The 23397-nt window shown below is 41.7% G+C and carries 20 protein-coding genes; 12 read left to right on the plus strand and 8 right to left on the minus strand.

Going from position 1 to position 23397, the window contains the following annotated elements:
• The first annotated feature begins 238 nt into the window (after positions 1-238).
• The 4 genes from hppD (at position 239) to ACSSVW_RS08940 (ending at position 4509) form a co-directional block, all read left to right on the plus strand.
• Complete coding sequence (hppD, locus tag ACSSVW_RS08925) at positions 239-1285, plus strand: 4-hydroxyphenylpyruvate dioxygenase (protein ID WP_036969124.1); 1047 nt, start codon at positions 239-241, stop codon at positions 1283-1285.
• 143 nt (positions 1286-1428) lie between these two features.
• Positions 1429-2742, plus strand: coding sequence for a fumarylacetoacetase (gene fahA / locus ACSSVW_RS08930; RefSeq protein WP_454179173.1), 1314 nt, complete (start codon positions 1429-1431; stop codon positions 2740-2742).
• 140 nt (positions 2743-2882) lie between these two features.
• A complete protein-coding gene (locus ACSSVW_RS08935; RefSeq protein WP_454179174.1) occupies positions 2883-4034 on the plus strand; it encodes a M23 family metallopeptidase in 1152 nt (383 codons plus the stop codon).
• Complete coding sequence (locus ACSSVW_RS08940) at positions 4024-4509, plus strand: bactofilin family protein (RefSeq protein ID WP_182395172.1); 486 nt, start codon at positions 4024-4026, stop codon at positions 4507-4509. Before ACSSVW_RS08935 ends, ACSSVW_RS08940 begins: the two co-directional genes overlap by 11 nt.
• On the opposite strand, the gene ACSSVW_RS08945 is transcribed toward ACSSVW_RS08940, so the two are convergent.
• Entirely contained in the window at positions 4506-4982 is a 477-nt protein-coding gene (locus ACSSVW_RS08945) for a hotdog fold domain-containing protein (protein WP_036966946.1), read from the minus strand. The two genes, ACSSVW_RS08940 and ACSSVW_RS08945, sit on opposite strands and share 4 nt — an antisense overlap.
• Positions 4983-5165: 183 nt before the next feature.
• On the opposite strand from ACSSVW_RS08945, the gene ACSSVW_RS08950 reads away from it, so the two are divergent.
• From ACSSVW_RS08950 to ACSSVW_RS08965, 4 genes are all read left to right on the plus strand, one after another.
• Complete coding sequence (locus tag ACSSVW_RS08950; RefSeq protein WP_182395174.1) at positions 5166-6338, plus strand: multidrug effflux MFS transporter; 1173 nt, start codon at positions 5166-5168, stop codon at positions 6336-6338.
• A gap of 222 nt (positions 6339-6560) precedes the next feature.
• A complete protein-coding gene (locus ACSSVW_RS08955) occupies positions 6561-8399 on the plus strand; it encodes a S8 family serine peptidase (RefSeq protein WP_036966941.1) in 1839 nt (612 codons plus the stop codon).
• Between the two features lie 97 nt (positions 8400-8496).
• A complete protein-coding gene (locus ACSSVW_RS08960; RefSeq protein WP_036966939.1) occupies positions 8497-9129 on the plus strand; it encodes a LysE family translocator in 633 nt (210 codons plus the stop codon).
• An 8-nt stretch (positions 9130-9137) separates the two neighbouring features.
• Positions 9138-9602: a methylglyoxal synthase gene (locus ACSSVW_RS08965; RefSeq protein WP_036966937.1), complete on the plus strand. Its 465-nt coding sequence runs from the start codon at positions 9138-9140 to the stop codon at positions 9600-9602.
• Positions 9603-9621: 19 nt separating this feature from the next.
• Here the strand turns inward: ACSSVW_RS08965 and yegD are convergent, their stop codons facing one another.
• The 6 genes from yegD to ACSSVW_RS08995 all read right to left on the minus strand — a co-directional run bounded on the left by yegD (position 9622) and on the right by ACSSVW_RS08995 (position 17423).
• A complete protein-coding gene (gene yegD / locus ACSSVW_RS08970) occupies positions 9622-10989 on the minus strand; it encodes a molecular chaperone (RefSeq protein ID WP_454179175.1) in 1368 nt (455 codons plus the stop codon).
• A 72-nt stretch (positions 10990-11061) separates the two neighbouring features.
• Complete coding sequence (locus ACSSVW_RS08975; RefSeq protein ID WP_454179176.1) at positions 11062-11907, minus strand: DNA ligase; 846 nt, start codon at positions 11905-11907, stop codon at positions 11062-11064.
• 63 nt (positions 11908-11970) lie between these two features.
• Positions 11971-12627, minus strand: a complete 657-nt coding sequence (locus tag ACSSVW_RS08980; RefSeq protein WP_182395181.1) for an HAD family hydrolase — start codon at positions 12625-12627, stop codon at positions 11971-11973.
• 65 nt (positions 12628-12692) lie between these two features.
• Positions 12693-12992 carry a hypothetical protein gene (locus ACSSVW_RS08985; protein ID WP_036966929.1) on the minus strand — a complete coding sequence of 100 codons (300 nt, stop codon included), beginning with the start codon at positions 12990-12992 and terminating at the stop codon, positions 12693-12695.
• Between the two features lie 109 nt (positions 12993-13101).
• The gene (locus ACSSVW_RS08990) at positions 13102-15363 is read right to left on the minus strand and encodes a TonB-dependent receptor (protein WP_182395184.1); all 2262 of its coding nucleotides are present in this window, start codon (positions 15361-15363) and stop codon (positions 13102-13104) included.
• A gap of 368 nt (positions 15364-15731) precedes the next feature.
• The gene (locus ACSSVW_RS08995) at positions 15732-17423 is read right to left on the minus strand and encodes a mechanosensitive ion channel family protein (RefSeq protein ID WP_259369853.1); all 1692 of its coding nucleotides are present in this window, start codon (positions 17421-17423) and stop codon (positions 15732-15734) included.
• A 156-nt stretch (positions 17424-17579) separates the two neighbouring features.
• Between ACSSVW_RS08995 and ACSSVW_RS09000 the strand changes: the two genes are divergently transcribed.
• Positions 17580-18128 carry an HdeD family acid-resistance protein gene (locus ACSSVW_RS09000; protein WP_036966921.1) on the plus strand — a complete coding sequence of 183 codons (549 nt, stop codon included), beginning with the start codon at positions 17580-17582 and terminating at the stop codon, positions 18126-18128.
• A 30-nt stretch (positions 18129-18158) separates the two neighbouring features.
• On the opposite strand, the gene ACSSVW_RS09005 is transcribed toward ACSSVW_RS09000, so the two are convergent.
• A complete protein-coding gene (locus ACSSVW_RS09005) occupies positions 18159-19028 on the minus strand; it encodes a mechanosensitive ion channel family protein (RefSeq protein WP_036966919.1) in 870 nt (289 codons plus the stop codon).
• Between the two features lie 183 nt (positions 19029-19211).
• Between ACSSVW_RS09005 and ACSSVW_RS09010 the strand changes: the two genes are divergently transcribed.
• The 3 genes from ACSSVW_RS09010 (at position 19212) to ACSSVW_RS09020 (ending at position 23342) form a co-directional block, all read left to right on the plus strand.
• Positions 19212-19421: a hypothetical protein gene (locus tag ACSSVW_RS09010; RefSeq protein ID WP_036966917.1), complete on the plus strand. Its 210-nt coding sequence runs from the start codon at positions 19212-19214 to the stop codon at positions 19419-19421.
• Between the two features lie 213 nt (positions 19422-19634).
• Positions 19635-21767 (plus strand): M3 family metallopeptidase, encoded by a 2133-nt coding sequence (locus ACSSVW_RS09015; protein WP_454179177.1) that lies wholly within the window; start codon positions 19635-19637, stop codon positions 21765-21767.
• A 147-nt stretch (positions 21768-21914) separates the two neighbouring features.
• On the plus strand, positions 21915-23342 hold the full coding sequence (locus ACSSVW_RS09020) for an amidohydrolase family protein (RefSeq protein ID WP_454179178.1): 1428 nt from the start codon (positions 21915-21917) through the stop codon (positions 23340-23342).
• Positions 23343-23397: the final 55 nt, after the last annotated feature.

The raw sequence follows: 23397 nt of genomic DNA on the forward strand, positions 1-23397 counted from the left end.
AAATTCAAAAGCTTAATAACAAAAAACAGTGTGCATCATGCGTCCTATTAAGCCTTTCTATTTGCTTAAGCCTAGGGTGATTGTTGAAATTAAAATCATTGTCCCATTTAATTTACAAAACACACCGTCGCTAAATAAGCCTCAGATCTTCCCCTTATCGGTTTTCTGGTTAATCATCCGCTCATTACACAACAATAACTTTTTTAGCGCAGTGCTTATAATTGCGGGAGTAATGACAATGAGCGAAGTAAATAATCCGTTAGGTTTAGTGGGCATTGAATTCACTGAATACGCAACACCTGATGCAGATTACATGGACAAAGTATTTACTGATTTTGGTTTCTCGAAACTCAAAAAATTCAAAGGTAAAGACATTGTTTACTATAACCAGCACGACATTCATTTCTTACTAAACAATGAGCGTGAAGGTTTCTCGGCCGAATTTGCTAAAAGCCACGGCCCAGCAATCTGTTCAATGGGTTGGCGTGTAGAGAATGCTCAAAAAGCATTTGAAGTAGCGGTTGAACGTGGCGCAAAACCTGCCACTGATTCAGCACACAAAGACTTACCTTACCCTGCAATTTACGGTATTGGTGACAGCTTAATCTACTTCATCGAACAATTTGGTGACAAAGGTTCAATCTATGAGTCTGATTTCGAAGACTTAGAAGAGCAAAACGTTGTTGAAGACAAGGGCTTCCTTCGTATCGACCATTTAACAAATAACGTCTACAAAGGCACCATGGAAACATGGGCTAACTTCTATAAAAATGTATTTGGTTTTACTGAAGTTCGCTATTTCGACATTAAAGGTCAAAAAACAGCGTTATTATCTTATGCACTTAAATCACCGTGCGGAACCTTCTCTATTCCAATCAACGAAGGTAAAGATAACAACAACAACCAAATCGATGAGTATCTAAATGAGTACAATGGTCCGGGTGTACAACACTTAGCATTCCTAACGAATGACCTAGTAGGTTCACTTGATAAGCTAGACCAATCAACAATTGCAACGCTAGATATCATCCCTGAGTACTACGACACCATTTTTGACCGTGTACCTTGGGTTAAAGAAGACAAAGAAAAAATCCGTGAGCACCAAATTCTTGTCGATAGCCAGAGCGAAAACTGCTACTTGTTACAAATCTTCTCGAAGAACCTTTTTGGTCCTATCTTTATTGAGATGATCCAACGTGTAGACGACGGTGGTTTTGGTGAAGGTAATTTCCAAGCATTGTTTGAGTCTATTGAACGTGATCAAGAGCGTCGTGGTGTAATCTAAACCACACGTAACCAAAAAAGCAGCGTGTTTAACACGCTGCTTTTTGTCGTTTTGATTTCTGTTTTCAACGTAACTGTTTAAATTGCGCAGATTGCCTCCATATCACTATCTAACACATCAGCGCGAACTAATAAGGAAAGAGTATGAGCCTAATTAACGAAACCCATGATATTAATTTAAAAAGCTGGGTGAGTTCAGCAAACGAAGCGAACTGTGACTTCCCGATTCAAAACTTACCATTCGCAGAAGTTCGTCGTAAAAACTCAGACGAAGCGTTTCGTGGTGCCGTTGCTATTGGCGATCAAGTAATTGATTTAGCGAAAGTGAATGAACTTGGTATCTTCTCAGGTGATGCACAGGTTGCTGTTGCAGCGGCTAGCAAAGCAACGCTTAATGAGTTTATGGGTTTAGGTCAGCAATACTGGTCTGCACTGCGTCATGCATTATCAAACGCACTTCGCGAAGGCGCCAAAGAGCAAGCTCAGCTTACTGACGCCCTCATTGCACAGGCTGATATAGAATTTGCACTGCCATGTCGCATTGGTGATTACACAGACTTTTATACCTCTATCTACCATGCAACGGCTGTCGGCAGCTTATTCCGTCCTGATAATCCTTTACTGCCTAACTATAAATGGGTACCCATTGGCTATCATGGTCGTTCTTCATCGATTGATGTATCAGGTCAAACATTCCACCGTCCAAATGGTCAAACAAAAGCACCTGACGCTGAAGTACCTTCATTTGGCCCGTGTAAACGCCTAGATTACGAATTAGAGCTCGGTATTTACTTAGGTAAAGGTAACGAGCTGGGCGATGCAATTACCATCGAAAACGCTGAAAACCATGTATTTGGTTTCTGTGTATTCAATGACTGGTCAGCACGTGACTTGCAAGCATGGGAATACCAACCTTTAGGTCCATTCCTTGCGAAAAACTTTGCATCAACTGTCTCACCATGGATTGTAACAACAGAAGCACTTGCACCCTATAGAACACAGTGGACGCGCGATGAAAATGATCCGCAACCAATGGACTACTTAGAATCGACGCACAACCGTGAATTTGGTGCATTCGATATTAAGATGGATGTGCAAATTGAAACTGAAAAAATGCGTAAAGAAGGTCACGCTCCAACGCTAGTTTCTAAATCAAGCTTCAAGCACTCATACTGGACAGTGGCACAAATGGTCACACACCACACGGTAAACGGCTGTAACTTCCAACCTGGTGACATGCTTGGTTCGGGTACGCAATCTGGCCCAGAGCACGAAGAAGCGGGTTCTTTATTAGAGCTTTCACGTGGTGGTAAAGAAAAAATCACACTTGAGAACGGTGAACAACGTACTTTCTTAGAAGATGGTGACAACGTTATTATGCGTGGCTGGTGTGAAAAAGAAGGTTTTGCACGTATTGGCTTCGGCAGAGTTGAAGGCACCGTATTACCTGCTAAATAGAAATACTTATCTATTTTCATAAACTAAGGGCATTTTTTGCCCTTTTTTTTGTACTTTTTTTAACTGAGTTACAATTTTTTGCTAGCTTTTTTAGTTCAGATTGCTATCTTAGCTCGGTTATTAGCCGATTTATGTACGCCATGTTAGTTAAACTTAAGTCTTTTTATCGCACGTTTTTTCCAGCTCGACAGCTGCTGATCCGTCAAAACGGCGAAGTAAAACACCTTATATTAGCACCTTGGGTACAATTAACGACTTTACTCGTCGTTTTAACCGCTCTTGTTTGGTTGAGCGTGTCAACATTACAAATCATTTCACAAGCTGACAAAATGTCTCAAATAGAGCAAACCCAGCTTAGCAAACAACAAGAATGGCAAAAGCAATACCAACAACAGCAAGCCATTTACACAAAACAACTTGAACAATTGGCGGTGTTAGAGCAAAAACAAGCTTTACTGCAAAGCATGATTGAGTCTTTACCTGAGTCAATGAACAAACCAGCATTAAATAATGAGGCTGAACCTATCCTACTGCCGATTCAAGAGAACGCAGACGAGTTTCATGCCCCATTAGAAGACGAGCAACTACCTGCACAGGCAAAACAATACGAAAGCGCCTCAATGCGCATTACACGCCTTAATAAGAGCTATGACTACACCTTCAATTTTTTAGAACAGCAAATTAAGCAACGCCACGAAGAGATTATCGCAATGCTTGAAGGGGCAGGATTAGACAGCGCTCTTGCTCGCAGTTCTGTAGCTGAAGATACCGACACAGCACAAGGGGGTCCGTTAGACTTATTTGATGAGTCTAAAATACCCAGTCAATTTTTGGCCATTGCAGACAAACTCTTGGCATTAAACAATTTAGAAAATTTATTAAGTGAACTACCGCAAACACTGCCTGCAGCCGATTACTATATTTCAAGCAGTTACGGTTTACGTAAAGATCCAATGAATGGCCGTCGCGCTTTTCATAAAGGAGTAGACCTGGCAGGTTGGCACAAAACAGAAATTTTTGCGCCTGCGGATGGCACCGTACTTCGCGCAGGTCGCAATGGCGGCTATGGTAATTTTATCGAGCTACAACATAAAAATGGCTTCGTAACACGCTTTGGTCACTTAAATAAAATTAAGGTGAAAAAAGGCCAAACAGTCACTAAAGACGATGTAATTGGTTTAATGGGTAGCACTGGTCGAAGCACCAGCACGCACCTACATTACGAAGTTTTAGTGAATGGTAAACATGTCAATCCAGTTAAAATAACAAAGGCGCTTTCTCGTGTTCGGTAAGAAAAAACAAGCAGCAACCAGCAGTAGCTCATCTTTAAAAAGAACCAACCACACTCCCTCTATCATTGCAGAAGATATGCGTTTGACGGGCTCACTCACCAGCCAAGGTGAAGTTCAACTTGATGGTCGAATTGAAGGTGATTTGCGTGTAAAGCATTTAGTGATTGGCCTAACCGGTATGATTGAAGGCATGATCGAAGCTGATAGCGTGGTCGTTAAAGGTAAAATTATTGGTTCGTTGATTGCAAACAAAGTGATGATTGAAAGTAGTGCCGAAGTGCATGGTGATGTCTTTCACGACACTTTAAGCATTGAAGCAGGTGCAATGATAGAAGGCAGCCTAAAACATCGACACGAAGAAGACAACGTTGCCCCTATTAAACCTGAAGCGAGCGAAGAAAGTACATCCTCGCTGCTAGTCGATGATGACAACGACTTGTCATTTGTTAATAAACAAGCCGCTGACAAGTCTTAACGCTTTTTAGCCGTTATATACATTGTAATGTCTGCGGTGAATACCAATTCATCGCGGCTGTTATACACCTTAACGGGTACAACTAAATCTTCTTTATCTAGCCATTGCCGAGGGAAATCTATCTCAGCCACTGCGCGCATATCACTATCCACTTTTGCTAAATAATTAACCGTCATACTTTTTGGGATCCAACGGTGCGTTTTAGCAGGTACGGTGGCATCAACCATTAGCCCTGCACATAATTCAGCAATATTACACTGAGCAATGGCATGTATCGTACCAATATGATTATGTATCGCACGGCGATTTTTAACCGTTGCACTGCAATAGCCCAATTTCAATTCATTGACGACAGGCTTTATTGAAGCAAAGTAAGGCGCTTTAAAACACACGGCTTTACTAAAAAGCCATTTTCCTTTTGGCAAAGACTGGCACTTCGACCAAATTTTTAACAGATTCGATTGTGAGCTCACGACATCTATCCAATTTTTTTATTAGAAATAAAAACTAACACATCAGACCAGATAGCGAAATGAAAATTTAAAGTAACCATTACTCGCGCAAACATAATGACAACGTATGTATCACACAATAACCCGCATCAACGCTTTTCTTTTCTTTAAGGGGCACATAAAATACCGTTTTAAGGAGAGCGAATGCAGTCACGCCAGCACAAAAACCCCAGTTTACTATTCATCTTAGGCCTTCTGGTTATCTTTAGCCCGTTAGCTATTGATATTTATTTACCGGCTTTTCCAACTATTGCAGACCAGTTTCATGCATCGGAGAAACAAGTACAACAAACCGTCGCAATTTTTATGCTGACCGTAGGACTTGGGCAGTTAATCGCAGGTCCTTTAGCAGATAAGTTTGGCCGTAAACCTGTCGCCATTGCAGGAGTAACTTTATATGGTTTGGCTGCGTATGGCGCTTACCTATCTCCTGACTTTACCAGTCTTATGATCGCAAGAGCACTGCAAGGCTTGGGCGCCTGTGCAACCTTTGTCGTGGCATTTGCCATAGTTAGAGACAGATTTGGCAGTGAGCGCAGCGGTCAGATAATTACTTACCTCAATGGTATCGTGTGTTTTATCCCTGCCCTCGCCCCTATTTTAGGTGCATGGTTAACGGTGCAATTTGGCTGGCGTATGAACTTTTTATTTATGGCTGCCTTTGCCCTCGCAGGCTTACTTATTACGCTAATACTTTATAAAGAAACACGCCCTGCCGACAGTGTATACAGTGGTCACATTCTTGATTTACGGCGCTTTATTCCCATAATCAGCACCCCTCTGTTTTTATTTCATAGCTTAATTTGTTTAGTGACTATGTCAGCAATTTTGGTGTTTGTAACCTTAGCACCCGGCTGGCTTATTACTGAATTAGGCGGTAGCGTCAGCGATTTTACTTTTTGGTTTACCTGTAACGCCGTGCTTAGCATTCTAGCTAGTTTCATAATGCCTTTGTATATAAAGCGACAACCTAAACGCGCATTAAAAATTGGCCTTATGTTATTAGTGCTCTCTGGCGGTTTAATGCTCATTTTAAGCCAGCAGCGTAGCGCTATTGCCCTCATGTTCCCCATGTTTATAGCTGCATTTGGCTTTGCATTAACTTTAGGGTCATCAGCCGGTAGAGCGTTAAGCTTATACCCAAAACAAGCGGGGACTGCATCTGCACTTATTGGTTTAATGCAAATGAGTGGCGCAAGTTTACTGGTGTTTATAACACAGTATTTAAACTTAGCTACGCCCGTTTTAATCGGTGTGCACTTCTTAATGCTTATACCCTTTGCTTATTTACTCTTAAAACATAAACACTTGTCATAGAGTTTAGTTCACATTCGTTACCAAATACGGGTAAATGAGAATAGTTATATTCTATTTACCCGTTTAGACTTCTCAATATAACATTAGGTTATAAAAGACCTGTTTCTAGAATTTTTTGTTCCGTTTTTATGGATAATTTTACTTGTACCCACGGTTTTATTAAATTATTGTTTAACCAAATTAACATTTAGTTAACTCAATAACACGTTTGGGATACGAAATATGAAAAAGAATAAATTAGCTTTAGCGTTAATCATCAGTGGTCTGTGTGCAGCAGGAACTGCACACGCAGCGAACGACCGTTATATCATCCAAGTAGACAACAATAAAAAAGGCGTGGTGAAAGCCCTTGCTAAAAAACTGGGTGGTGATATCAAAGTTGATGGTAATGGCTTTATTGCAGCACAATTTACTGGTCACGATTTAGCAAGCGTTAAAGGCTTACTTAATAACCCACATATTAAACTCATTGAAGAAGATCATAAACGTGTACCCATGGCGGTATACAATGATGATGCTGGCAATGCAATGCAGCAACAGTTAACTCCCTATGCAGTTTATCAGTCACAAGCTGATCAAGTAACTTTTGATGCCAATGCCGGTATGAAAGTGTGTGTCATTGACTCAGGCCTTGATGCATCAAACCCTGATTTTGTGTGGGGTAATATCACAGGTGATAACGATAGTGGCACAGGCAACTGGTTTGACAACGGCGGTCCTCACGGTACTCACGTAGCAGGCACTATTGGTGCTGCTGACAACAACCTAGGTGTTGTTGGTATGGCTCCGGGTGTTGCTATGCACATCATCAAAGTATTTAACGCTGAGGGATGGGGTTACTCGTCTGATCTAGCTCATGCAGCTGATTTATGTTCTCAAGCAGGCGCTAATATTATCAGCATGAGCCTAGGCGGTGGTGGCTCAAACAGCACAGAATCAAATGCATTCGCAAACTTCACAAACGCTGGCGGCCTTGTTGTAGCAGCAGCGGGTAATGATGGAAACAGTGTTCGTTCATACCCTGCTGGTTACCCATCAGTAATGATGGTAGGTGCTAACGATGCAAACAATCAAATTGCTGATTTCTCACAATTCCCAAGCTGTACGTCGGGCCGTGGTAAAAATGTAACGACTGACGAAACAATCTGTGTAGAAGTTACTGCGGGTGGTGTTGATACCTTATCTACATACCCTGCTGGCATGGCAACGGCTGCAAGCTTAACCGCGGATAATACCGGCTATGCTACGTCTGCAATGGAAAACTCAGGAAATGCTGCGGGCACGGCTTATTATATGGGCACAGCAGAAAGCGTTGATACAGCAGCATCAGGCAAAGTATGTATGATTGACCGTGGTGTCATTTCGTTCTACGACAAAGTGGCAAACTGTGAAAACTCTGGCGGTATTGGTGCAGTTATCATCAATAACGAAGCGGGTATGTTATACGGTACGTTAGGCGATACAAACAACACAAGCATTCCAGCCGTAGGCGCAGCACTTGAAGACCGTGCAGCTTTACTTGCAAGCACGAACATTAGCATTAACATTGGTACTAGCGATTACGGCTACATGAGCGGCACTTCAATGGCAACCCCTGCAGTTTCAGGTGTGGCAGCGCTGGTTTGGTCAAATCATCCACAATGTACTGGTACTGAAATCCGTGCTGCACTTAAAGCAACAGCCGAAGACCAAGGCGCTGCGGGTCACGACGTTTACTTCGGCCACGGTATTGTTAAAGCGGCTGCGGCTGATGCCTACCTAACAGCTAATGGCTGTGCGGGTGGTAATAACGGTGGCGGTACGACACCGGGTGGTGACGAAATTAGCTTATCAACATCAGGTTATAAATCAAAAGGTGTTGCGTATGTTGATCTTAGCTGGAATGGCGCAGCAACCAGTAATGTAGATATTTACCGTAACGGCAGCAAAGTAACGTCTGTAGCAAATAACAACAGTTACACAGACACAATTACAGCGAAAGGCGGCGGTTCTTACACTTATCAAGTATGTGAAGCACAAAGCACAACTGTTTGCTCAAACAATAGCACAGTCGCGTTCTAATACTTTCCCCAACCTCGATGAGCGGGCAACATTGCCCGCTTTTTCTTTTCTTGAAAACTTGTTAACATCAAGCACCTAGCTTTATTCACCTGTGCCAATGATCAATCCTGAGTTTTTACTGTCGTTTTTAGGCGCCAGTTTTTTAATCGCTATTGCCCCCGGTCCTTCTAACGCTTTTTTAATGGCACAAACCTTTGCTAATGGAAGAGCGGCAGGCTTGCAAAGCGCATTTGGTTTTGCGTTAGGCGGGGTTGTGCATACCTTTTTTGCTGTTATAGGTTTAACCGCTATTTTAAAAGCCTCTACAGTTGCTTATACCACTGTTCAATATTTAGGTGCTGCCTACCTGTGTTATTTAGGATTAACGACGTTAAAAGCAACGGTTAGTCAGCCTAATCCACAATGCGAAGATAAGCCCCATGTAAGCACCAGTAAAAAGCAGAATGTCATGTTTCAAGCCATGATGACCGAAGTGCTTAACCCAAAAGTTGCGTTGTTTTTTATTGCTTTTATACCGCAGTTTGTCGACCCAAGCTTATCGTCAACCACATTTCAGTTAGCATTTTTTGGATTACTCTATCCTCTTTTTGCTTTTCCTATCGACTGCACGTATATTTATTTCGGCGATAAGATAGCCAGTTACTTTCGTGATCACCCGCAAACCCAACTTTGGATTGATAGAATCACAGGACTGGTCTTTATTGCACTGGCAATTAACCTTCTAATATAAGAGCACTTATGGAACAAAAACAACAAGCCTTACCCGCCAAAAAAAATATTGCCCTTGTTGCCCATGATGGTAAAAAAGCAGCACTGAAAGCATGGTGTGAAAAACACAAAGCGATATTAAGTAAACACACCTTATATGGCACAGGTACAACAGGCCATTTAATAGAGCGTACAACAGGTCTTGAGGTTATTAAGCTGTTAAGTGGCCCAATGGGTGGAGATCAGCAACTAGGGGCTAAAATCGCTGAACACGAAGTGCATATGCTGGTATTTTTCTGGGATCCACTGGCTTCTCAACCTCACGACCCCGATGTAAAGGCGTTACTGCGTTTAGCTGCAGTGTGGAACATACCTGTAGCGTGTAATGAAGTCAGTGCAGATATGCTATTAAGCTCACCAATGATGGAAAGTGAGCTCAATCGTACGCTACCTGATTACGAGAAGTACTTAGCTACGCGCCAAGTAGCATTGTAATTTTTATCAATGAGCACATTTAGCGATAAAGCGTATGTGCCCATTTAGTTAATCCGGCTGTTACGCTGCCAAAATGGTCACCATTGAGCATATCAATATTTCCCAGATGTGTTTTTAAGGCTGCTTTAATTAATGGCGACTGGGCACTGCCTCCCGTTAAATAAATTACGTCGGGTGAAGTGCCGGCCTCTTGTATCGCCTGTTTAGCCAGTGCCACAATTTGGTTTATTGAATCTTCTACCGCTAAAGCTAAATCATTGAGCGTTAAACATTGACTCAACTCTGAATCTAAAAAGCTCAAATCAGTATTGAATGTGTCTGTTGATGAAAGTGCTATTTTTGCAGCCTCACCTTGCTGGACCAACTGGTGACCTTGCTTATTTTGCTGTAAATGAATTAAGCGCTTAAATAAATCAGGTTGCTGCACTTCGCGCAATTGCGTAAGAAGTTCTCGATGATGAGCGTCACTATAAAATTGGCTTTGCAGGTTCACATCATTAATTTTGCACGCTTGCCAAAATGGCTGATTTGGTAAAGGTAAGCCCGACTTAAACTCAGTGCCTAAGCCTAATAATGGCATTAAGCCATGAAAGCTCAGGGCGATGTCTAAGTCATTGCCCCCTACTCGTTTACCACTGTGTGCTAAAAAGTCATTGTCGCGACATTGATTTTGACGAAAGCCTGGGCCCATCTGCACAAATGAGCAATCACTGGTGCCCCCACCAATATCAACTACCAGTACTTTTTTATCAGCCTGTAGCGACGTTTCATAATCAATCCCCGCCGCCAGTGGCTCATATAAAAATGATACCTCTTTAAAACCTGCACGTTTTGCTGCTCGTTCTAAAATTCCCAGTGCCTGTTGGTTTGACTCTTCCCCGCCCACTGACTGAAAGTTTACAGGCCGACCAATCACTGTTTCAGTTAAGTTTTGCTGTAAAGACTGCTCTGCACGTTGCTTAATTTTTAAGATCATCGCTGTGGCTATGTCTTCAAAAAAGTTAATTTGACCTTGCTTTAAGCCGACTGCGCCAAAAAATGACTTGGGTGATTTAACAAAATAACCTTCTTCTGGAAATTGAACATACTCGCTAATTGCTTCACGACCAATAAATAAGGTTTCATCGCCGGTTTGAATATCTAAATCAGACTTCACACGAGGTATGGTATTGAGTAGCGCTTGGCGCTGTGCCTTAAATTCAGCTTCTTGATCGCTCCCTGTCAAATGTTTCGCAACAAAATCAACAACAAGTGCACTATGGTGGGTATATAACGTTGATGGTAAATAGTGTTTGCCCTGCTCAAGCGGCACCAATGATACTTGCTGCTCATTATTCATCACACCTATTGCACAATTAGAGCTTCCGTAATCAAAGCCTGCAAACATTCTATCACCTATACATCAACAAAAAGGCCGCGAAATTTACCATAGTCGCGGCCATTTTTGAATGCTTAAACGTTACAGCGGTACTCGCTCATGTAAAAAGCTCGCGAAACGTGGCAAACCATTTTTAGTAAATCCATGATATTTATAAGTAATGGTGCTACCTATCGCAGGAGGAAATTGCCGTTGCTTATCAGAAAACCCCGAACCTATTTTAAATTCAACACCCTCGGCATTGCGCACCTTAAGTGCACCTAACATATTTTTATACTTACCTTTGCCTGGAAAGTGAGCAACCACGACCGCTTCTGCATCAAGATAAGGCTTAAGCTTTAACAAAGCATCACTGCGACCCGCTTTATGTGTAGCTAAAGCAAGGTGCAACATTACGCCTTCAGCGCCCTTCGCAACAAGCTCATCCATAAATAAGCTTAGCTGATGGTTATCGGTAAACCGTCTTTGTTTGACTGCTCTGATATGCTCTGCGTTAATTAGCGTTACTAAGCCTGCGTAATTCTGATACCGCTGACTAAATGGCAACGTAGCATCAGGCATATCAAATACCTGATAACTTACTGTGTGCCACTCACTATCGTTCGGTTGATGTGTGCGAACAATCCCGCTAAGGTTGGCAAAATCTTGGCGTTTCGTCCACAACTCACCATCGAGCCAAACATCAGGCAATGGGGCTGTAAACCAAACGGGTGCATGGATGAGGTGACCATTACGAGTGACAAGTTTACTTCCTGTCCAAATGGCTCTTATACCGTCATACTTTTCGCTCACTAAGTAATCATTAATATTTACCTTGTCTGCATCATAAACATTAGCAAGGAGAACATCTGGGGTGACTGCTGCGGTGGATGAAAAACTGATAACGAGTAAAAACACAGACAGGTGCTTTTTAATAAAGGTAATCATAATTGCTTCCTTGCAGTAATTAATAACAACGTGACCATAATCGAGTAGTCACGTTTTCCTTTACTATAGTTTAGTTTGTACCCATTTGAAAACTTCTTGAAGATTTGCCATAACCGCGGCTGCTTTTGAAAAATCGTGTTCAACGGTAAAGTGATTAGGCACTGCAAACACACTAACATCAGCGTTATTTGCTGCTGTAACACCGGTAAATGTATCTTCAACAGCGATAGCCTCATCGGCATTAATATTCAGGCTTTTAAGGGCGAGTTGATAGGGTTCACCTGCAGGTTTAGGGTTTTTAACATCGTCTTTCGTGACAATACAATCAAACCAATCAAATATGCCATATCCCTTTAAAATCGGATACGCTTCATCTTTAGCACTTCCTGTTACTAAGGCCATTTTTAAACCACTTTCTTTAACTTGCTCAAGCACGTCTTTTGCGTGTGGCATTAAAGCCGGTAAGTTTGCACTCACAAAATGACCAAATGCAGTGTATTTCGCGTCTGTAAGCGCCTGAGGCGAAATAGTTAATTGATAGTTTTCAACCACTTCTTTCGCTGCCTCAAGGGTTGGCCTGCCCGAAAATCGCTGGCAAAAAGTGGCTTCATCATAGTGAACGCCAAACGGCGCTAAAATGTCATTCCAGATATTAAAATGCACACTTTCAGAGTCGACAAGTGTGCCATCCATATCAAACAATACTGCTTTTAAAGTCATCCTCATTCCTTTTACAGTCTAAAAGATAAAAGGTGCCATTTGGCACCTTCGATAAATATAATATGTTACTCAGTTAAACCAGCAGGTGGCTCTGCAAAAGCTTCTTCACCCGTTTCAACATCAACCAACTCATAGCCACGCTGCTTTCTAACCACTTTCAATATAGGTTTTGAAAAAGCGGTTTTTAAACGGTCTGCATCGGCTTCTAGTTCTTCAACAGTATGACCAAACGGTGCGGCACCTGTTTCAGACCAATTGGTCACTTTGCCATTGAGATTATATTCAACTTCGTGAATTTGATATTGTGCAGCCTCATCTTTAGTCGCTTCACAAAAAATGACACGGTAATTCCAAAATCCAGCCATGATAGTTCTCTTATAAATTAAGTTATAACCCGTACTTTATCAGTAACAAGAAGGTTTATAAACGAAAAAACCCGCTATAAAGCGGGTTTTAAAAACGTAACGTTGAAGCTTAGAAGAAGCTTACTTTAAACTCAGCACCAATATAACGCTCTTCGTTAACCATTGCTGTGTTGTTATTGAAGTCGATAGCACCGATTGATTGTTGCTCGTCGAACATGTTACGAACGAATGCAGATACTTCATATTCGTTATCGCCTTGCGCCCAAGCATAACCAGCACGTAAACCCACTTCTGTTAATGGCTTGCCTTCAAACTCAACTGACTCATATAAGAAGTAGTTGATTTCGCTACGGTAAGACACGTCAGCATACGTAAAGAACTCACCATCAGCAACTTCGCGGCTATAACGTAATGTTACGTTAGAGATCCACTCTGGCGCGTGTGGTAAGCTGTTACCATCGAGGATAGCTTGACCTGCGCTGTTTAGTGAGTTTGTTACTGTACACTGCGCACATACTGCTACCGATAAGTCTTTATCTTTAAGCTCTGTATTGTTGTAGCTTAAGTTAAAGGTTGCATTTAGGTTGTCAGTTAATACCCACTCAGTATCTAATTCAAAACCATAGCCAGTTGTTTTATCTGCATTTAGCAAGCGGTTGAAGTTCGCACCACCGCCCACAGCAGTTAACTGTTGGTCATCCATCGTGTAATAGAACACAGTTGCGTTAACACGACCTTGGCCGTCAAGTACATCTGACTTGATACCTGTTTCGAATGATGTCACCGTTTCAGACTCTGCAACCGTAACTTCATCACCGAATAAGATACGACCCTGGATACTAGGAGCACGGAAACTATTTGCAACACGCGCATACCAGTTAACGTCATCGTTAATCTTGTAGTTAGCAGACAAATCCCAGCTTACGTGGTCATCGCTTGGGTTCTGTGTAAGGAATAATGCACCACCACCAGCAGGGCTTAAAGTACGGTTTGCTGAGAATTCTTTTTCGTCATCTGAGTAACGAAGACCCGCTGTCACTTTTAAGTCATCAGTGATTGTGTAATCTAATGAACCAAATACCGCCCATGCTTTAGTGTCTTGCTGCTGAATAACATAACCGTTTAACTCACCAGGTGTAGCACCATAGGTATCATAGCTAAAGTTTTCGATTGTTAACGCTTCGTCAAAGTAGAAAACACCCACTTGAAAGTTTACATCACCCGCATAGTTGCTCGATAAACGAAGCTCTTGCGTATATTGGTCTTGGTCTGGAATGCCGTCAGCACTTTCAGAGTAGAACGGAATAAAACCTGGGCCCATATCTGGTAAATAGCTTGCACCGTAACCACCGTCGATGTCAGCACGTGAATAGATTTCAGCACTTTCCCATGCAGAAATTGACGTAAGTGTTAAATCATTAATGTCCCACTCAAGCTTTAAACTCGCACCTTGTGACTCAACTTGTTGAGTCGCACGAGAAGCCGCATCATGGTAAACAACATCGTGCTCAAAGCCATCAACTAAATCGTTAGTACCTGCTTTAATTGCGTTACCACGGAATGCGATTGGTTTACCATCCATATCACGAACATGGTAGTTGAATAAACCGGTGAAATCATTACCTTCATACAAGAACTGTACACGGGCTGCTTTTTCAGTGTAGCCACCAAGTACATCATTTTGCTCAAAACCTGGCGCACGATTATCAATGTAATCGTCTTTTTCTTGCCAGAGTACAGAAACACGTGTTGATAGACGATCTGTTAGGCCACCGCCAACAGCACCTTCAAAATCAACTGCGCCACGGCTACCGTAAGAAACTGAGCCATAACCTTCAAATTCTTGAGTTGGTTTAACGGTATCAAATTTAACAAGACCCGCTGGCGTGTTGCGACCGAACAGCGTACCTTGTGGGCCACGTAATACTTCTACACGAGCCACGTCAAATACAGGGAAACCTTTTAAGATTGCGTTTTCTTGAACAACTTCATCAACAACAAGTGATACTGGTTGAGAAGCGTTTAGGTCAAAGTCAGTGTTACCTAGACCACGAACATAAAAGCGTGGGAAAGAACGACCAAACGAAGATTCGATTGATAAGCTTGGAATTTTCGCATTCATAAAGCGAATATCCATACCTGCTGAGCTATAAGCATCTAAGTTGTCACCTTGCAGTGCAGATACTGCAACAGGCACTTCCTGTGCATTCTCTACACGCTTACGCGCGGTGATTTGAATGACTTCTAATTGGTTGCTTTTTACTGCAGGTGTTTCGTCTGCAGCAAGAGTTGAAAATGAAGTACCTGCTACTGCAGAGAACAACGTCGCATTAATTAGGGTTGCTAACGTAGATCTTTTCATTGCTTTCATGTCGGGTTTTAACCTTTTTAATGCACTCTTATTCAACGGTGATGATGTTGCGTCAATTCATTTGACGGGTTCGGCCAATTTTTCGCGCCTTGTAATAAGCTGCGCGGACCTCTTAATCGAGAGTGCAAAACGAGGTAAAGAGGCTGAACGAACGCTGACAATTATAACACTTTATGACACTTTTACTGCATTAAAAATGATAAATAAACAAGTTTTTTACAACAGTTAGCGACAACATCGACACATTTAGAGGATTTTATGCAAATATTTTTTATTTTAGCGGACATATGTCCTGTTCAATTAAATGCAAGAATGTGTATACATTATGCGCAAATGATAACGACTGTCATTTAAGCGTTCATTGTCCACTAATCGGTTACTCGCGCAAATTCTGGGTTAGCAAGCTCACAATGATGCTCGTTCAACAACCCCAAAATAGCCAAGTTCAACTCCTCAATTACTTCCATATAAAATGCAAAATCAACAGTCTCTACGTAGCTTAGTACATCAACTTGCAAAGCCCAAGGTGTAAAGCCTTTAAAGCGTACTCGACATGGCTCAAACGCTATGTGTTGATGTTTCTCTAATAACTCTCTCACTGCCTGCATGAAGCTTTCTAAGTTCTGCTTGGGTGTGTTTGCACTAAGCATCAGCTTTGGCCGATACGAAATACGCTCTCGCTCAGAAATATTTTCCAGTTGCATATCAACAAATTTAGCATTGGCCACATAGATAACAGAGCGGTCTAATGTACGAATACGCGTGGCTCTAAGCCCTATCTCTTCAATTGTTCCAAGGTGGCTGCCAAATTTACATAAGCTACCAATTTTGACCGGTGCCGAGATATATAAGGTAATTGCGCCTATAATATTTTCGACCGTTTTTTGTGCTGCAAGCGCAATTGCTAAGCCACCTATTCCTAAACCAGCCAATAACGTCGTCGCATTAAACCCCAAATTCTCAAACCACATAAACAGCACAATAATGACGATGCTGGTTTTAAGTACATTGCTTACAGGACGTAATAAGAACACTCCCTGTGGTTTATCTTGCATAATGAAGCGATTACTTAGCCTATGCTTGGCGATATCAACCGCTCTTAAGCATACCCATGCCCAAGCTATTAATAACACCGTTGCGCCATGAAATAGAGCCAGTACGGCAATGGTCACATTAGATTGATCACTTAACGATCGCGACATTAATACGGCCAGTAATAAACAAACAGGCCCGTTAATAAACCGTACTACATCTTTTTCGACTGGGACCTTTAAATGCGCAAGCACAAAGGTCACTATGCGCGTTAAAATGACTGCAACCACTAAAAATAACAAAAATGTGAATGCAAAATAAATCCACTGCCAGAGCATTACCCCTAAAAATTCGACATCAGGCAAGCGCTTATATAACCATTCACCCACTCGATTATATCCATACTCTTTCGTCAGTAAGGGGATTTGACTTACCGTTGCATTTGAAATTTTCCAAATACGGTTGCCTGTTTTTTCATCTGGCACGATTTGCAATAAAATTTGCACCTTGCCCTGTGATGTCGTGATCTCACCCACTAAGTCACGATAACTCGGTACACTTTCTTTTTGCTTTCCTTTTGGCTTATTACTTAAGCTATCAACATCAACCCATAAGGTTCGGTCGAGGACCACAGATAAGTTTTCGGCAAGTTGTGCCTTACCAATAGCTTCAACATCTTTCGGCAGATTACGATAATCGAGGTAAAAACTGGCACGTTCAAAGTCACGAGCACGGGTTGCTTTTAAATAACCTTGCATTGAACTTCGCGGGGTCATCCGAGAAAAGGCATCGAACGGTAATTCATCAGTCGGTTCAACTAACTTAGGATCAGGTTGTGAGGTAACGGCTTGTTGAGTTTGGTTCTCGGGTTTTGTTTCGGTGTGCTCTTCTTTATTGTCTTTATCGATAAGCGACTTAACGGTCACTTCGGGAGTTGTCGTTGCAGTCACAGGCTGCGAAAACAGTACCATGCAACACAGTAATAACCCAACTAGCTCTAGCGTAAACTTCTTAGCTATACTCTTCACACTTCTTTCCTTGTCCGAAAAACTTTAAACCATAGAAAAATTTATCTTTTTAAATTAGAGCATGCTTTCATTAACTGTACAAAAAATAATTAAATTTCTTTGCAAGCTGTATCTGAAATGTTAGTTATAGAGAGACTTAAGCAAAGGAAAATTATCATGCACATTTCAAATTCGCTGGTTCCACATTGGTCCTCCTTATTCATTCACGGTGTTATCGCTATTATTTTTGGTTTATGCGGCTGGCTTGCGCCTGAAGCATCCCTCGCCGTATTGATGTTTATTTTTGCTGCATACTTTTTTGTTGATGGCTCGATTAGAGCCTGGTTAGCGTTTGCTTCTAAAAAAGATAACCCGCTATGGTGGATGCTCCTCATAGGCGGTCTAATTTCTATTGCAGCAGCTTTAGTGACCTTATTTGCCCCCAATGTCACTGCGATTCTAATGCTTTATTTTATTGCAGCTTGGGCTATCGCTATTGGTGTCATTGAAATTGTCATTGCAAGTAAGCTACGTAAAGAAATAAGCAATGAATGGCTTTTGATTGGCAGTGGGGTTATCTCAATTGTTTTTGGTGGCTACCTTATGTTTAATCCGGGTGCCGGTATCATTACATTACTATGGCTCGTTGCAAGCTATGCGATTGTGTTTGGACTCATCATGGTGCTTCTGTCGTTTAAACTTAAAAAACTGCATGAGGCAACGTAAAAAAAGCGGCAAATGCCGCTTTTCTTATTGTTATTTTGAATGTGTTCTTTTCAAGGCTATCTGCCCATCAATATGAATATCGCGCTGTGGGAAAGCTATCGTTACATTATGCTCAGCAAAAATTTTATAAATGCTAAAGCGTAATTCACTGCGTACCTGACGAAGCGGCGCTTCAGACTCAGCACACACCCAAAATATTGCACTAAACGTGAGTGAACTGTCAGCAAAGTCATCGAACAATACTGACGAGGCTGGTTTTTTTAAAATAGCAGGATGCTCATCTAGCACTTGCTTAATCAGCCTTTCAACTAACACCACATCAGAGCCATATGCAACACCCACGTTTACCGATGAACGCGCATTACGGTCAATCAACGTCCAGTTAGTGACTGTGTTTTCGAGCAATTGACTATTTGGTACCAACATATGCACGCCATCATTGCGACGAATACGAGTTGAACGGGTATTAATTGTCTCAACCACGCCTTTTGCATCACCCACTTCTAAGAAGTCACCGATTCTAATCGGGCGTTCCCACATGAGTATCCAGCCACTAATAAAGTTGTTAATGATATTTTGTGCACCAAAACCGACGCCAATGGCTATCGCACCAGAGACAAATGCAAATGCCGTTAACGGAATATTCAGTACCTCAAGTGAAGTAAACACAAGCACTGCGATGGTAACAACAAGGTAAATACGGGTGAATAAATGAACTGTGTCTGGCCCTAGGTTTTTTGCCAACAGTGCTTTTTTAATTAATCGACCTATCCATGTGACCACAAACCACATTAAAAACAGCACCAAAGGTACTTGAATAACTTTTAGCACAGTGATTTGTACATCGTTATATGTAAACAAAACAAACGATAATGCAGATTGCAAATCAGCAAGGGTCATAAATGAACATTCCTAGTAAAAAGTCGTGTTTGATTCAGTTGTCACTAAGTTTAACACGGCATAATAGATGAAATCTTAGTAAATTCTAAGATCTTTATGCGCAAAAAGCGCTATTTATTAACTCTTTTAGACCATAAGTGCTATATACATAGTGAAAGCTTTTAATAGCATGAGGAGAGCACAATGTCACAAATGACACTTACACAAAAACTTGCAACATTACAGCCACTCGTTGACTTAAACCTTTTTGAATCAAGTCTAGAGTATCGCAACCGCATTTTGAACTTACTTGCCGAACAAGAACACTCATTAGCATTAATTAACAAAGAGTTCGGCAACGCCATGCCAGAAAATTTTGGTTCAGAGAAAAAGTTTGTCTTAGGTTACAACTAACTTATGGCACGCTTTAAAGCATCCATCAATATGGGACAGCGTATACCACTTTTTATCTAGCGAGCCATCACACTAATTGATGGCTTTTTTAGCGCCACCCACACCAAATCGACTAATTATTTCTAAAAAACGAAAAATAAAAGATAAATATTATTATTTGGCATCAAAAATTTGATAGATTATGGAAAATTTATCCACATTATTGGAGCCATCATGCGTAAGACCCTAATAGCCACCACCGTTGCTAGTGTATTTTTATTATCAGCTTGTAGTCCAGAGCAAGCTAACACACAAAGTCAACCTATTGTTGAAACACAAAAAAAGAATACTGAGTCTATATTTTTCAAGCCGAGCCCTTTGCAATATATGGCTCCTGAGTTTGATAAAATATCAACAAACGACTACGAACCTGCATTTGAAGCAGGTATTGCCAAGCAAAAAGCTGAAATCTTAAAGATTGCCAATAACCCAGAGCCTGCAACATTTGAAAATACACTCGTTGCAATGGAGTTATCAGGTGAGCTATTAGATCGCGTATCCGATGCCTTTTTTAACTTATCTGGATTAATTTCTGACAGCGAGTACCAACGCATTGACGCTAAAATGGCGCCAATTTTATCTGCTCATACCGACGATATTTATCTAAACCAAGCGCTCTTCAATCGTGTGCAAGCTATCTACGACAATGCAGAAAACCTCAGTGCTGAAGACAAACATTTAGTCGATTTTTATTTTAAAAAGTTTATCAACGCGGGCGCTAAACTAAACGAAGCAGACAAAGTAAGAATGCGTGAAATCAACGCTGAACTTGCAAAACTTTCAACCGAGTTTTCACAAAATCTCTTAAAATCGTTCAAAGAAGATGTAATTTTAGTCACAGATAAAAGCGAACTTGCTGGTTTATCTGACGGTGAAATTGCAAGCCTTGCAGCCGCGGCTGACAAAGCGGGTAAAGAAGGTTATGTGATCACACTGGTGAACACCACTCGCCAACCTATTTTACAAAGCCTTGAAAATCGTAAACTGCGTGAAAAAATTTGGACTACATCTGCAAATCGTGCGCAAGCAACAAACGGCCCTATTATTCTCAAGGAAACCAAATTGCGCGCTGAAAAAGCGGCATTACTTGGTTTCAAAGATTGGGCTTCTTATGTATTGACGATGCGAATGGCGAAAACGCCAGAAAATGTATACGGTATTTTAGATGACTTAGCACCAAAGGCAGTTGCTAAAGCCGAAGCGGAAGCGGAGCAAATTCAACAGGTAATCAATAAATCAGGTGAAACGTTTGCTCTACAACCTTGGGATTGGGCATTTTATGCAGAAAAAGTACGTCAAGAAAAGTACGACTTAGACCCAGCTTTAGTTAAGCCTTACTTTGAAATGCAATCAGTGATCCACGATGGCTTGTTCTTTGCCATGAATAAACTCTATGGTATCACCTTTAAAGAGCGTAAAGATTTGCCTGTATATCACGAAGACGTCACGGTGTTCGAAGTATTCAATGAAGATGGCAGTGCCATTGGCCTATTTTACATGGATCCATATGCACGTGAAGGCAAACGAGGGGGTGCATGGATGAGTGCCTATGTAGGTCAAAGTGGTTTAAAAGGCACCAAGCCTGTCATCTACAACGCGCAAAATATCCCCAAACCTGCAGAAGGCCAACCAACACTGATGACCTTCTCTGAGGTGACAACTTTATTTCATGAGTTTGGTCACGCTGCTCATGGTTTATTCTCTGACGTAAAATACCCAAGTTTGGCGGGGACAAAAACGTCTCGTGACTTTGTCGAATTCCCATCACAAGCAAACGAAGACTGGAATGTTGAGCCGACAGTACTTGCGAACTATGCCAAGCACTACAAAACAGGTGAGCCAATTCCAAAAGAGTTACTTGCAAAAGTACTTGAGTCACAAAAGTTCAACCAAGGCTTCGATACAACTGAGTATTTAGCTGCGGCACTCCTTGATATGGAATGGCACTCATTCGGTGTTGATGCCGATATCACAGACGTACAAAAGTTTGAACATGATGCGTTAGACAAACATGGTATTGCGTACTACCCCGTGCCGCCGCGCTATAAATCTTGCTACTTCAGCCACACTTTTGCCGGTGGTTACTCAGCAGGTTACTACGCTTATCTTTGGACTGAAGTATTCGCTGCAGATGCATTCACTCATATGACTGAAAAAGGCGGCTTAACTCGCGAAAACGGTGATCACTTCCGTAAAGAGATTTTATCTAAAGGTAATAGCCGCGACTTAATGCAAAGCTACATTGAATTTCGTGGTCAAAAGCCAACAACCGACGCGTTATTAAAGCGTCGTGGCTTAGTTGAATAACCACAATGTTGTTTAGAGTATGAGGGGCACCCCTCATACTTTTTAAGTATTAATTGATTTTTCACCCCGCTTTTACTCCTATTCATCTCAAAGCAATTGTCAGTTAACTCGTTTTTGCTAATCTCAAAGAAAAACATAAGTTCACACATGAAAAACCCTTTACTTTTAGGACTTTGCTCAGCTTTAGCTGCATGCTCATCAATCCCAGATGAGCACGCCGACATTGTTATCGATAACGCTCAGATCATTGATATGCGCACTGGAGAAATCGCAGCAAACCAATCACTGGCTATTCGTGATGGCATTATCATACAACGCAGTAACCAGCCACTGAGTGCCCAATATCAAAGTTCAACGTTTATAGATGCAAAAGGTCAGTATGTCATGCCGGGTCTTTGGGATATGCATGTCCATTTTGGCGGTGGTGAAAAGCTCATAGAAGAAAACAAACAATTACTCCCCCTTTATTTAGCCCACGGCGTGACAACGGTGCGTGATGCTGCGGCTGATCTGAGTGAGTCAGTTCTCAGTTGGCGTGAACAAGTCAAACAAGGTCAGTTAGTCGGCCCAACTATTTTTACATCAGGCCCCAAACTTGAAGGAAAAGGCTCTATTTGGCCCGGCGACTTAGAAGTTGAGACGACTGAAGAAATGCACGCAGCAATGGATTTGCTAGACACCATGAATGTCGACTTTATCAAAATTACCGACAGTGCATTAACGCCTGAGCTTTATCTAAAGGCAGTAAAAGAGGTTAAAAAACGGGGTTACCAAATTTCAGGTCATATCCCGTTTTCGTTGTCTGTGACTGATGTCTCCAAGGCAGGTCTTGATGCCATCGAGCATATGACTTACATGCTAAAAGCAGCGGCTAAAAACGAAGCGGATATTTCAGCCAAAGTAGCCTCTAAAGAACTCACCTATCGCACCGCGCTGCCTATTATTACCGCTCAATTTGATGAATCTACAGCCAGAGAAAAGTTTACGGTACTCGCTAGCAACGACACAGCGGTTGTGCCTACTTTAATTGGTGGCAAGATCACCGCCTATCTCGATGAAGATAATCATCAGCAAGACGCTTTTTTAAATTACATTGGCAAGGGCTTAAAAGCGACCTACCAATGGCGTGTAGACAGAGCTAATAAAGATACCCCTGAACAAATCATTCAGCGAAAAGCTCGCTTCACAAAAACGGCACAATTGTTACCACTGGCACAACAAGCGGGTGTAAGCATTATTGCAGGCACCGATGCAGGCTTTTTAAATTCGTTTATCTATCCTGGGCTTTCTTTACACCAAGAGTTAGCAATCTTTACTGATTATGGTCTTACACCGTTGCAAACACTTCAATCAGCAACACTTGCAGGGCCTAAATTTTTAAATAAACAGAAACAGTATGGGGCACTTACCAAAGGTAAAGTGGCCGACATCATTTTGCTTTCACAAAATCCCCTAACAGATATTCGAAACACCAAAACGCTTAGCGGTGTGATCAGTCATAACACATTTTACGACCGTAATGCTTTGGATAGATTAAAACAGCAAGCAAAAGCGTTCGTGGCAAACCAACCCTAACCCCCCCCATTGCCCATGGCTGCGTATTATTGTCATGGGCAATTTTAATTCTTTG

The sequence above is a fragment of the Pseudoalteromonas sp. MBR-15 genome, from assembly GCF_053628915.1.

Bases quoted from the DNA above. Each gene is read 5' to 3' on its own strand.
- ACSSVW_RS08985 (WP_036966929.1), bottom strand. From the start codon at position 12,992: ATGGCTGGATTTTGGAATTACCGTGTCATTTTTTGTGAAGCGACTAAA.
- ACSSVW_RS09000 (WP_036966921.1), top strand. From the start codon at position 17,580: ATGCACATTTCAAATTCGCTGGTTCCACATTGGTCCTCCTTATTCATT.
- ACSSVW_RS09005 (WP_036966919.1), bottom strand. From the start codon at position 19,028: ATGACCCTTGCTGATTTGCAATCTGCATTATCGTTTGTTTTGTTTACA.
- yegD (WP_454179175.1), bottom strand. From the start codon at position 10,989: ATGTTTGCAGGCTTTGATTACGGAAGCTCTAATTGTGCAATAGGTGTG.
- ACSSVW_RS08955 (WP_036966941.1), top strand. From the start codon at position 6,561: ATGAAAAAGAATAAATTAGCTTTAGCGTTAATCATCAGTGGTCTGTGT.
- ACSSVW_RS09015 (WP_454179177.1), top strand. From the start codon at position 19,635: ATGCGTAAGACCCTAATAGCCACCACCGTTGCTAGTGTATTTTTATTA.
- ACSSVW_RS09010 (WP_036966917.1), top strand. From the start codon at position 19,212: ATGTCACAAATGACACTTACACAAAAACTTGCAACATTACAGCCACTC.
- ACSSVW_RS08975 (WP_454179176.1), bottom strand. From the start codon at position 11,907: ATGATTACCTTTATTAAAAAGCACCTGTCTGTGTTTTTACTCGTTATC.
- ACSSVW_RS08950 (WP_182395174.1), top strand. From the start codon at position 5,166: ATGCAGTCACGCCAGCACAAAAACCCCAGTTTACTATTCATCTTAGGC.
- ACSSVW_RS08980 (WP_182395181.1), bottom strand. From the start codon at position 12,627: ATGACTTTAAAAGCAGTATTGTTTGATATGGATGGCACACTTGTCGAC.
- ACSSVW_RS08965 (WP_036966937.1), top strand. From the start codon at position 9,138: ATGGAACAAAAACAACAAGCCTTACCCGCCAAAAAAAATATTGCCCTT.
- ACSSVW_RS09020 (WP_454179178.1), top strand. From the start codon at position 21,915: ATGAAAAACCCTTTACTTTTAGGACTTTGCTCAGCTTTAGCTGCATGC.
- fahA (WP_454179173.1), top strand. From the start codon at position 1,429: ATGAGCCTAATTAACGAAACCCATGATATTAATTTAAAAAGCTGGGTG.
- ACSSVW_RS08960 (WP_036966939.1), top strand. From the start codon at position 8,497: ATGATCAATCCTGAGTTTTTACTGTCGTTTTTAGGCGCCAGTTTTTTA.
- hppD (WP_036969124.1), top strand. From the start codon at position 239: ATGAGCGAAGTAAATAATCCGTTAGGTTTAGTGGGCATTGAATTCACT.
- ACSSVW_RS08990 (WP_182395184.1), bottom strand. From the start codon at position 15,363: ATGAAAGCAATGAAAAGATCTACGTTAGCAACCCTAATTAATGCGACG.
- ACSSVW_RS08935 (WP_454179174.1), top strand. From the start codon at position 2,883: ATGTTAGTTAAACTTAAGTCTTTTTATCGCACGTTTTTTCCAGCTCGA.